This window comes from Streptomyces sp. NPDC006235 (assembly GCF_040613735.1).
Taxonomy (GTDB): domain Bacteria; phylum Actinomycetota; class Actinomycetes; order Streptomycetales; family Streptomycetaceae; genus Streptomyces.
This window is the reverse complement of the sequence record NZ_JBEXSR010000087.1, coordinates 1-10,560: the sequence shown is the minus strand read 5'-3', so window position 1 is coordinate 10,560 and position 10,560 is coordinate 1. Positions and strand designations below refer to the sequence as shown.

General features: G+C 68.2%; 7 protein-coding genes and 5 pseudogenes. 6 read left to right on the top strand and 6 right to left on the bottom strand.

Annotation, left to right across the window (positions count from 1 at the left end):
* Positions 1-91 precede the first annotated feature (91 nt).
* From ABZ192_RS42675 to ABZ192_RS42665, 3 genes and pseudogenes are all read right to left on the bottom strand, one after another.
* Positions 92-739 carry a CBS domain-containing protein gene (locus ABZ192_RS42675; RefSeq protein ID WP_356109772.1) on the bottom strand — a complete coding sequence of 216 codons (648 nt, stop codon included), beginning with the start codon at positions 737-739 and terminating at the stop codon, positions 92-94.
* A 591-nt stretch (positions 740-1,330) separates the two neighbouring features.
* Positions 1,331-1,654 (bottom strand): hypothetical protein, encoded by a 324-nt coding sequence (locus tag ABZ192_RS42670; RefSeq protein ID WP_356929842.1) that lies wholly within the window; start codon positions 1,652-1,654, stop codon positions 1,331-1,333.
* Between the two features lie 167 nt (positions 1,655-1,821).
* A pseudogene (locus ABZ192_RS42665) lies at positions 1,822-1,944 on the bottom strand (transposase family protein); the annotation flags it as partial.
* A gap of 235 nt (positions 1,945-2,179) precedes the next feature.
* Here ABZ192_RS42665 and ABZ192_RS42660 point away from each other — a divergent pair.
* Both ABZ192_RS42660 and ABZ192_RS42655 read left to right on the top strand, forming a co-directional pair.
* Positions 2,180-2,674, top strand: coding sequence for a lamin tail domain-containing protein (locus ABZ192_RS42660; protein WP_356929844.1), 495 nt, complete (start codon positions 2,180-2,182; stop codon positions 2,672-2,674).
* Positions 2,675-3,398: 724 nt separating this feature from the next.
* Positions 3,399-4,004, top strand: a pseudogene (locus tag ABZ192_RS42655) (DUF6368 family protein).
* A 46-nt stretch (positions 4,005-4,050) separates the two neighbouring features.
* Here ABZ192_RS42655 and ABZ192_RS42650 read toward each other — a convergent pair.
* Together ABZ192_RS42650 and ABZ192_RS42645 are read right to left on the bottom strand one after the other, a co-directional pair.
* Positions 4,051-4,539, bottom strand: coding sequence for a hypothetical protein (locus ABZ192_RS42650; protein WP_356929841.1), 489 nt, complete (start codon positions 4,537-4,539; stop codon positions 4,051-4,053).
* Between the two features lie 183 nt (positions 4,540-4,722).
* Complete coding sequence (locus tag ABZ192_RS42645) at positions 4,723-5,244, bottom strand: hypothetical protein (RefSeq protein WP_356929840.1); 522 nt, start codon at positions 5,242-5,244, stop codon at positions 4,723-4,725.
* 60 nt (positions 5,245-5,304) lie between these two features.
* Here ABZ192_RS42645 and ABZ192_RS42640 point away from each other — a divergent pair.
* Together ABZ192_RS42640 and ABZ192_RS42635 are read left to right on the top strand one after the other, a co-directional pair.
* Positions 5,305-5,532, top strand: a pseudogene (locus ABZ192_RS42640) (DUF6082 family protein); the annotation flags it as partial.
* A gap of 174 nt (positions 5,533-5,706) precedes the next feature.
* Positions 5,707-6,457, top strand: a pseudogene (locus tag ABZ192_RS42635) (transposase family protein).
* A 120-nt stretch (positions 6,458-6,577) separates the two neighbouring features.
* Here ABZ192_RS42635 and ABZ192_RS42630 read toward each other — a convergent pair.
* A complete protein-coding gene (locus ABZ192_RS42630; RefSeq protein WP_354750236.1) occupies positions 6,578-8,878 on the bottom strand; it encodes an FdhF/YdeP family oxidoreductase in 2,301 nt (766 codons plus the stop codon).
* A gap of 127 nt (positions 8,879-9,005) precedes the next feature.
* Here ABZ192_RS42630 and ABZ192_RS42625 point away from each other — a divergent pair.
* Both ABZ192_RS42625 and ABZ192_RS42620 read left to right on the top strand, forming a co-directional pair.
* Positions 9,006-9,832 (top strand): IS5 family transposase gene (locus ABZ192_RS42625; protein WP_356929843.1). Its coding sequence is split into 2 segments (ribosomal slippage): positions 9,006-9,801 and positions 9,801-9,832, totalling 828 coding nucleotides; the frame shifts between segments, so codons are not numbered across the junction.
* 250 nt (positions 9,833-10,082) lie between these two features.
* Positions 10,083-10,271 (top strand): annotated as a pseudogene (locus tag ABZ192_RS42620) (helicase); the annotation flags it as partial.
* Positions 10,272-10,560: the final 289 nt, after the last annotated feature.

The following is a 10,560-nucleotide window of genomic DNA, read 5'->3' as shown; positions in this document are numbered from 1 at the left end:
CAGCAAAGGCTCGATCACCGTCCACGCAGCGTCAGATATCTCCCCATCCCTCACGACCGACCCAACGATCAGATGATCGGAAAGACACTGCCTAGTAGCCCGCCCGGGCGGCGGCGAGGTGGGCGTCCACGGCGACGACACCGTCGACGCCCTGGCAGAGGCCCACGACCACCGGAACGAGTCGCGGTTCCGGGACGTGACCCCGAAGGGTGACGACCCCGTCCCGGACCTCGACCGCGACGGTGCCCTCGTCCAGGCCGAGGATGCGCCCCAGGACGTCCTGCTCGACCTCGCCGCGGATCTCGACGTCGGAACGGATGAAGGCGTCGAGCAGGTCACTGCGGGTGACGATGCCGGTGAGGAGCCCGTCGTCGCCGACCACCGGCAGCTGCTTAACGTGCCGCCTGCGGAGTTCCCGTGCTGCCCGGGGGATCGTCCAGTCGGCGCGGGCGGTGAAGACGGGGCTGCTCATGAGCGCGCCCGCGGTCCGGGCCCGGGCCTTGCCCCAGGCACGCTCGTCGTTCCCGTCCTGACTCTGCGGCTCGGGCATGCCGGTCTCGTGCCGCAGCACGTCGGACGCGGACACGACACCGACGGGAGCGCCGTCCTCGTCGACGACCGGGGCCGCGACGATGTCGTTCGCGTCCAGCAGGGCGGCGACCTCCTGGAACGGTGTGCTGGGGCGGAGGGTGACGACATCCTCGGTCATCACGTCACCGACCGTGCGGCGGTACAGCATGGCATCGGCCTCCTCCGCTGTACGACGGGGCGGCCGCGCCCCTGCCGGCTCGTCCACGTCGTCTTCCCTACCATGACAGCACCGCGCCGCTCCGGTGGCCAGTGACGTTCGGCCTGGCGGGTTCCGGCCGCGCAGGCCGCCCCGGCCGCCGACACTATGCCGCTGGCCGCAGCGGGTGGCCCGACTGCCCGTCGCCGCGGAGGACCGCACCGGCTACGACCGCGAGCAGTCCTTCGGCGGGTCGATCGACGCCGACCGCGACGGCTGCAACACCCGCATGGAGGTCCTGCTCGCAGAAGCGGTGGAGGCGCCGGCGGTCACCGGCCGGTGCATCCTGGCCGGGGGCCGCTGGTACTCCAGGCACGCCAGCGCCCGCCGAGGCCGGGGCGGCGGCGCACCCGCAAACCGACACGCCAGCGCCCCGCGTGCTGGCCTGCGCCGCCCGCGAGAACCTCGGCGAGTTCGAGCTCGCCGGCCCACGCTCGCTCTTGCCACCGTGTCCCCGCCGGCCTTGACGTCCTGCCGGCCGCGAGCGCGGCGGGGCCGCGAACCGACGCCCCGCCGCGGGCTCAGGCTGGGAGAATCCCTACGTCAGCATGCCGTGGTGTGGTGCAGCCAGCGCTGGAGGGTGGCGTTGATGCTGCCTGACAGGGCGCTGAGCTGGTCGATGGCGTCGCGGTCTTCCGGAAGGGGCGGGATGCCTGCTGCGGTCAGGGCCGCGTGCAGTTCCAGACGTCGCCGGTCGCGTGGCTCGAGGGTGAAGCTCAGGCGTTGCGCGGGGCTGGGCGGCGGCAGCAGGTAGTCCGTGTCCTGCTGCTCCCCCGCCGCGGCCGGCCAGACGGGCTCGGTGCCGTCGACGGCGTAAGGGTCGGCCAAGGCCTGAGGCGAGTGGCACTCGAAGGCGATAGAGGTCACGTCGGTCTCCTTACCGGCAGCTTGCAGATCTGTAGCGTCAGAGCCGCGTAAGGCCCGGACCGGTTGCAGCGGAGGCTGGATGTCACGCCGACGGCGCCATCGGCAGATCATCACCTGATTCGACCAGCACATCAAGCGCAGAACCACGCCCGTACTGACCACAGATTGATGCGGTCGGCGGCAGACGTGGACACCCCGAACAGCGGCGCGATGTGGTGCACTGTCAGATTCGTCCGCCAATACGCGGCGACCATCAGCACTCGGTCCTCCAGCGGCAGGCTCCACGGCCGACGCTTCCATCAACCCCGACGTGCGGCTGCGAACCCTGGCAGAGGTCGTCGACCATCTCGGCGCAGCAGGGATGACCGGGATCGTTGACGGCACCGAGAGCCGGGTCCGGCGGCCGGCCGGCGTCCCATTCCGGGCGGCCAGCCTGATGAGCGCCGCCGGGCGAGCCAAGATGCTCGGCAGACCCGCGTTTCACCGTGCAGGCGACACCACCCGCTCAACCATGGGGAGCCCGCTCTGCACAAGAACCTCGTCAAGGCTGCCGCTGTTGCGGCCGGCGCGCTGACCGCCCTGTCCTTTACTCCCGCACACGCCGCCGAGTACAGCTCGGCATTGAAGATCCGCGGAGTTCAGTACGACGCGCCGGGCCGGGACTCCAACAGCTGCTCCTCGGGCAACACCGACGAGGAGTACCTGACAGTGAAGAACTACTCGTCCCGCTCGACGATCAACCTCAAGGGCCACGTCGTCAAGGACGCCACCGGCAACCGCTTCACCTTCACCGCCAACCACTACCTGCAGCCCGGCGACTATGTGAAGCTGCGCGGCGGCCACGGCACCGACTCCGACACCCACAACGTCGTCTACCTCGACAACTGCAACTTCCTGTGGAACAACGACAAGGACACCGTCTACCTGTACAAGCCCTCAGGCAGCCGCGCCGACGTCCACGCCTACACCAAACGCAACGACGACCCCGACCGCAACGGCTACATCAACTTCCACGGCTGAGACCACCCCACCCGGCCCCGGACCGGCTGCCCAGCCCTCCTCAGACCCTGGCCGGGGGCGTCGGTGAGGCGAAGGTGCCAGGACTGTGTTCCCAGCGTCTCAGTGCCCAGCGCACCACCACCCGGCCGGTCGGCGAACACAGCGAATGTTCGCGCAGCTTCACGCTCTCGCTCGCGCGCATCGGGTCTTGAGCGACCGCTGCCCGCCCCAGAGGAGAGAGCAGTTATGGTCTCGGGCACTCAAATAAAACAAAGAGCCCATGAGCGAGAAAAAAGGGACGTCCGTACGGTAACGGCCACACCGGAAGGACAGGTCAGAGAAAGGCTGGCCGTTCCAAGCGTGCCTCCGGCAAGCTCGTGCGCGTGTACCGCGCCTATCACGCGTGGCGCGCCCCGTTTCCTCTGTGGGCTCGGATCGTGTGCGACGTCATGTTCTGGGCCGTCACCGCCGCCGCGGCCTACGTCGCAATCGGCAGCCTGTGCGGAGCCATCCTGATCGCAGCTCCCCTACTCGGGTTCCTCGGACTCGCGTCGAGCAAGGCCCACGACGACAGCATCGACTGGAGCGACCACCGAATGGGAGGCCAACCCAGGAACCCCGGGCCCAAAATCTAGTGCCCTGACCGCATTGGTTCGCCGGGTTGGCGGCGTCGGTGCTCGGACCGGCTGGACTCGGTTGGGAACAATGTGAGCGGTCGCGGAGCCGATCAAACTAGGCTCCCGGCATGTCTGGTCCGACGTTGGTGATCGAGTTGGCGGAACCGCTCTCCCCGGCAGCACTGCGGGAGTTCCGCGCGTTGATGCTGGGGCTCTCTTCCCACTTTGCCGAGAAGCGGCCCGGGTTCTTCGACGTCAACGTGCCCGCAGAGCGACTGGGCGTCGAGGACGGGCGGGAGGAGGACTGATTCAATCCGCAGCGCGAGGACTGGCGTCGGCCCTTCCTGGTCTACTTGATGGGGCCGGGTGTCGGCGACGAGAGCATCTTCGAGGCTGAGCACGCGGACGAGCCCGAGGTGGAAGCCGTCCTCGGCTTCAGGCCGACCCACGCGGTCAATGTCAGCGCCGGCAGCAATCGCGAGATCGACCACGTGGCCACGGCCCTGTTGACCGTCGCTGTCATGGACGCCATCGGGGGCGTGGCCAAAGCCGAGCTGCTGGACGGGCAGGCGTCGGTCGTCGCTGGCCTTCGGGGGCTGTTGGGGATCGCGGACAACGACTGGATGGCGCTGGGAACGGCGGATTGCGTGCCTGGGTTGGGCACCCCGCGTTCCGGCTGGTCAAGTAGCCGAGGCGGGCCTGCCAGGTGTGCACGACGTCGTGGAGCGGGCTGAGGCTGTAGCTGGGCCGGGAATCCGGTCAGCTTCGCAGTCGCCTGGATCAGATCACATCGCACTTCTCAAGGGGAGTCGTCCTCGCCTGCGGTACCCCCTCGGCCCCCTTCCGGAGCACGATGGAGTAGCAGCGGTAGGACCGGGAGTACGACACGCCGAACATGCTGGTGTCCTCGTACTCTCCGAAGAAGCGGACGGTGGTGGTCAACGAGCCTTCCGACCGCGCGTAAGAGATGAGCCTGCCATCGTGCCGCTCAGCGATGCCGCGCACAGCTTCCCGGCCGGAAAAGCCGCCCGGGGCCGCCGCCACATCACGCGCGTACAACCGGGCCGGGGCGGCTGTCCTGTCCAGGGCTTCTGCCTCGTTCTGGTCGTTCGCGCGTTCCTGGCGGTAGTGCATGACCATGAGAACCGACGCCACGATCAGCACCATGACGATGGGCACCATGACGATGGGCACCATGATGGCGGCGAGACACCCTGGGGACGGCACCGTGCCGCGGTCGTGCTGCGCCACGGTGCCGTTGTCGGACATACTCGTGCTCACCACTCCTGTCGTGTGTCGGCTGACAGGGGGCCGGCCGTCATGAACGCCTGTGCGTAGGCTCTGGTCCCGGTCTGGTTCGGGTGGTAGCTCTCACGGCTGAGGCAGGTGTCTCCCGTGAACCACCAGCAGAGCTGGGTGTTCTTGTCGCCGTGGTGGAAGTCGCCGTCGCCTTTAGGCGGCATGGTGGATGACGAGCTTGAACTCGGCGAGGGTCAACAGACGCGAGCTGGCGTCGTTGTGCGTGACACGGAGCGCAACCGGGGTGCCCGGATCGACGAAGAAGCCGTGGTTCTTGACGTAGAACTGGCCGCCAGGTGTCGGCGTGCGGTGCTCGGTCGCCGTGGTGTCGTAGGGATGGGGCGTCAGGCCCAGCGGGTCACGTACATACTGGTCACGCAGCTCGCTGTAGCCGCCCGTGCCGCCGGCGGCCTCCCACTGGATCACCGCGTGCAGGTGGCCCCAGCCGGCTTTGGACGGCCAGACCAGGCCGCTACGGTCGTCCGTCGCCCAGTCACTCACCACGTAGCCGTCCGGCTGGACGGCCTGATGCATCTCGAATCGGTCCGTCGACTCCGCCGCTCCGAAGGGGAAACGGACGATCTTGTACGCGGTCCCCGGCGGGATCAGCTGCGGCGTATCAACCTTGAGAGAGCAGACCTGCACACCGGGCACAACGCCACCATTCGTAGTCATGGTTCAGCACTGCCGCCGCCGGCCGTTCCCACGCCGGAGTGCCGCGATGCGCCACGCACCATGCCGCGGCGTCGAACTCGAAGAGCGGCACGCTACGAGATCGGGACCATTCGCGAGCCTCTCCTGCGGGACATGCTGTCCGGGATGTTCACCGGAGAGGCTGGGCGGTGCTACTGGAGCAGGGCCCGCACCTCATGGACCGCCAGTTCGTCGGGAAGCCGTATCGGTCGTCGCTTCCTTGCCATCGTGGGCGAGGAGCACGCTCGTGCTATTGCTGCCGGACCGCCGACGCGCTCGGCCGTCGCCCCCAATCCGCCTGACGTGCCTGCCGCAGGAGCGGCGCCCGCATGGCGGACAGCGGCCCGCGTAGCCCTGATTGGCCTGGGTACCGGCTTGGCGCTCGGATCACTTTTGCGAAGCCGACGTTACGGGCTGTCGGGCACGGGTTGGATGATCACGGTTGTGACTGGTGTGATCACGGCGTCGGAGCCGTCTTGGATAGCCCCGTTCTCCGGGCTGAGCCCGCGCTGCTTCGGGAAGTTGGTGACCGCACTACGGCGTGAGGGAGCCGACGCGGCTGGCCGAGGACGACCCTGGAGCCTGCCCTTGCGGACCGAGTGCTGCTGGTCACGGCCTACTGGCGCACGAACTTGACGATGCGCCAGCTAGCCCTGCTGTTCGGCATCTCGAAGTCTGCGGCAGACCGGATCATCGACCACTCGGCCCGCTGATGTCTCTGCGGCCGCGGCGCCGGTTCTCCAAGGACACCGTGCTGATCGTGGACGGAACCCTCTTGCCCACCCGCGACCACGAGGTAGCCGAGCAGTCCAAGAACTATCGGTACTCCACCAACCATCAGATCGTGATCGACGCTGACAGCCGACTCGTCGTCGTGGTCGGTCGACCGCTGCCCGGCAACCGCAATGACTGCAAGGCATGGGAGCCGTCCGGCGCCAAGGACGCCGTCGGCAGGACCACGGTGATCGCGGACGGCGGCTACCGGGGCACCGGTCTGGTCATTCCGCATCGAGGCGCGCGCGGTCAGACCGAACTGCCGGCATGGAAAGAGGACCACAACGCCTCACATCGCAAGGTCCGCGCCCATGCCTTCGCCCGGATGAAGGGCTGGAAGATCCTCCGCGACTGTCGCCTGAAAGGCGACGGAGTCCACCACGCCGTGCGTGGCATTCGTCGGGCTGAGAGCCCTCGGTGAGGAACCCCCCGTCGTTGGCGGCCGCGAGAACCTCCACCAAGGGCTTGGTCTCCGGATCCGGGCCGCCAGGACCGAGGCCCCGACCTCACAGCAGGGTGAGTCCCGCCTCTGACCTGACCGTCACACCGAAGCTCCCCCGTCGGAGGGTTCGATGCGGATCACGATGGATTTGGTCACCGGCGTGTTACTAGTGTCGGCCGTGGAGTCCAGGGCGACCAGCACGTTCGTCTCCGGGTAGTAGGCGGCGGCGCAGCCGCGCGGCGTCGGATAGCGGACGGCGCGGAAGCCGGGGGCGCGGCGTTCACCGTCCGGGTTGACGCTGATCAGATCGACCAGGTCGCCGTCGTGGAGGTGGAGGTCGCGGAGGTCCTTCCGGTTGAGGAAGACGACCCGCCGTCCTCCCTTGATGCCGCGGTAACGGTCGTCGAGGCCGTAGACGGTGGTGTTGAACTGGTCGTGCGACCGTACCGTCGTCAGCAGCAGGTGTCCCGGCGGAACTTCGGGAGCGGTCGGTGGGTTGACCGTGAACTGCGCCTTGCCGGTCGACGTGGGAAAGGTGCGGGAGTCGCGCGGTGCCCGGGGGAGCATGAAGCCGCCGGGCTGCCGAACGCGCTCCTCGTATGCGTGGAATCCGGGGCAGACGTGCTCGATGTGGCGGCGGATCACGGCGTAGTCGTCGCGCATGCCGCGCCAGCCGAGGTCGTCGCCGAAGAGAGCGTGCCCGAGGTCGGCGACGATCGCGACCTCGCTGCGCAGGTGCGGTGATCCCGGAAGGAGCCGTCCGTGCGACGAGTGCACCATGGCCATCGTGTCCTCGACCGTCACGAACTGCTCACCGGAGACCTGCCGGTCGCGCTCGGTGCGGCCGAGGCAGGGCAGAAGCAATGCCTCGGTGCCGTGGCACAGATGGGACCGGTTCAGCTTGGTCGCGACGTGGACGGTGAGGGCACAGTTGGCCAGCGCGGTCTCCGTGACCTGCGTGTCCGGCGTGGCCGCGGCGAAGTTGCCGCCGAGGCCCATGAACACGTCGACCTCACCGTCGCGCATGGCCTTGATCGAGCCGACGGTGTCCAGGCCGTGGGCACGGGGCGGATCGAACCCGAACTCGTCGCGGAGTCTGTCCAGGAACGGTTGCGGCATCCTCTCCCAGATGCCCATGCTGCGGTCGCCCTGGACGTTGCTGTGCCCGCGGATCGGGGCGGGCCCGGCACCGGGGCGCCCGATATTGCCGCGCAACAGGAGGAAGTTGACGATCTCGCGGATGGTTGCCACGGCGTTGCGGTGCTGGGTGAGGCCCATCGCCCAGCAGACGATGACGCTGTCCGCGGCGAGCACGTCGGCCGCGCAGTCCTCGATCAGGCGGCGGGGCAGGCCGGCCATCGTCTCGATCTGCGACCAGTCCAGGGCACGCCATGCCGTGGCGGCCGCTTCGAAGCCGTCGCAGTACCGGTCGATGAAGTGGTGGTCGAGCACGGAGCCCGGCTGGGAGTCCTCCCGGTCGACCAGGGTGCGGTTCAGGCCCGCGAAAAGGGCCAGATCGCCGTTGATGCGCACCGGGAGCCAGCGGTCGGCGAGCTGCGTGCCCGGGCCGACCAGGCCGCGCGCGGTCTGTGGGTTGTGATAGCGGCCGAACCCGGCTTCGGGGAGCGGGTTGGCTGCGATGATGCGGGCGCCGCGCCGCTTGGCCTGTTCGAGCGCGCTGAGCATGCGGGGGTGGCAGGTGCCGGGGTTCTGGCCCACGATGATGATCAAGTCCGCGTAATCGGTGATGTCGGAGATCGTGATGAGACCTTTTCCGACGCCGATGGTCGCGCTCAGGGCCTCGCCGCTCGACTCGTGGCACATGTTCGAGCAGTCGGGCAGATTGTTCGTGCCGAGCCTGCGCGCCAGCAACTGGTAGAGGAAGGCGGCCTCGTTGCTCGTCCGGCCGCTGGTGTAGAAGACGGCACGGTTCGGATCGGCGAGGCCGAGCAGGCGATCGGCGGTGAGGGCGAGCGCGTCCTCCCACGAAATGGGCGCGTAGTGCGTCGCGCCGGGGGCGAGGTGCATCGGCTGGGCCAGTCGGCCCTGCGACTCCAGCCAGTGACCGTCCCGCTCCCGCAGGTCAGCGACGGAGTGCTCGGCGAAGAACGCCGCGTCGACGCGTTTGCGCGTGGCCTCCCACGCGACGGCCTTCGCGCCGTTCTCGCAGAACTCCGCGATCTTCCGGTGGTCGGGATCGGGGTCGCCCCACGCACAGCTCGGACAGTCGAAGCCGTCGACGTGGTTCACCTTCAACAGCGTCTGCAGACTCCGCTTCGGCCCCATTTCGGCCATGGAATACCGCGCGGATTCGGTGATGCCGTGAATTCCGACGCTGGCCTTCTCGGGTCCTGACGAGGTCACATCCGATACGGACGGGTTGATCGGTTTCTCAGCCATGACTGCCTCTTTGCCCTATACGTGGACTATCGTATGCGAGAGCAAAGTCGACCGCAGCCGTCGCCTCACTCCGAGCAATTCGCGGCTGTCAGAACAGCCAGTCTTCTACCGGGCGTATCGGGGCAAACTGCAGCCAGGTCCGGCACCCTCACCTGACGTCGACGAAGTCGCCGGCCGGCGATGGGCCGACCACCGCCGCACCCTTGAGGCCATCGCGTGGAAGTGCCGCACCAACTCGCCCTGGCGGGACCTGACCGACGAGCTCGGACCGTTCCAGACTGCTCACAAGCGGCTGATCAGATGGGCCGTGGACGGCACCTGGGAGATGATCCTCACCGCCGTCCTGGCGGCAGCGGACGCCGATGACGACATCGACTGGACGGTGTCAGTGGACTCCACCGTCGTCCGGGCTCATCAGCACGCTGCCGGAGCACTCCAGGGGGCGGCCCACTGCGGCGAGCCCGCCGATCACGCGCTGGGCCGCTCCCGCGGCGGGCTGAGCACCAAGGTCCACCTGGCCGCAGACGGCCACGCACGGCATCTCGCCTTCACCGTCACCGCAGGCCAGGCAGGTGACGCACCCGCCTTCGAGACGGTGATGTCCCGCATCCGCGTGCCCCGCAGCGGCCCCGGAAGGCCACGGACCCGGCCCCTGGCCGTGCTGGCCGACCGGGCCTACTCCTCCCGCGCCATCCGCAGCCACCTACGGCGCCGGGGAATCCGAGCTGTCATCCCCCAGCCGTCCGACCAAGACGGCCACCGCCTGCGGCGAGGCCGCCAGGGCGGCCGCCCACCCGGCTTCGACCCTGAGGCCTACAAGCAGCGAAACACTGTCGAACGATGCATCAACCGCCTCAAGCAGTGGCGCGGCCTGGCCACACGAACCGACAAGCTCGCCATCGCCTACCAGGCCGCACTCCACCCGCCAGCATCCTCATCTGGACTCGACGCTAACCAAAGAGACAGAACTTAACCCCCGCCCACCGAACAGGCAAGCAGCGCTGACCAGCACAAACACCAACCGAGCCTTTACGCGCCAGCGAAACCCACAACGAGCCCGGCCCCACGCAGCACACACGACACAACCCCAGCTCACACCCCGAACCACCCGCTGGAACCGTGCACCCGGCTACTCTCAACGAACCCACAACGCACCAAGTCAGCAAGCACGCGATACACCAACAAGCCCCCCTCCGAGCGTTACCTCGCGCGGTACAAGACCCGCACCGGCTCCGTAGGGCCCATCAGCCGCTCCCACATCGAAGTCCTGCCAGACGGCACAGAAGTCCGACTCGGCGTGTTTCTGAGCAACAGCAAGACCAGGCGCGCCAAGCTGAGCGCCGACAAGCTCCAGCAGCTGGCGGAGCTCGGGCTGGACTGGGCGGTGGTGTAGCCGGTGGGAGGCTGCATCAGGGTCCGTGCCGGACACAGCCGGCACGGACTCTCCGTGCGGTGCGCGGCCAACTGACCGGAACCGGCCGCAACCGGCAACAGGTGCCTAGCTGTCCTGTTGATCGTAAGACTCTCCATGCCCCGGCGCCGGGCTGAACGGCGCGGCCAGCGCCTGTGGCACGTCTGGATCGTCCTGCCCCTAGGTAGCGTCTTATCGATCACGCATCGAGCCAGATGAGTGTGCTGGCCAGGGTTATGGCGGCGAGGTAGCGGTCGGGCTGTTTGTCGTA

Coding starts and splice junctions, on each gene's coding strand:
- ABZ192_RS42675 (WP_356109772.1), bottom strand. CDS start 739: ATGCTGTACCGCCGCACGGTCGGTGACGTGATGACCGAGGATGTCGTC.
- ABZ192_RS42650 (WP_356929841.1), bottom strand. CDS start 4,539: ATGTCCGACAACGGCACCGTGGCGCAGCACGACCGCGGCACGGTGCCG.
- ABZ192_RS42645 (WP_356929840.1), bottom strand. CDS start 5,244: ATGACTACGAATGGTGGCGTTGTGCCCGGTGTGCAGGTCTGCTCTCTC.
- ABZ192_RS42630 (WP_354750236.1), bottom strand. CDS start 8,878: ATGGCTGAGAAACCGATCAACCCGTCCGTATCGGATGTGACCTCGTCA.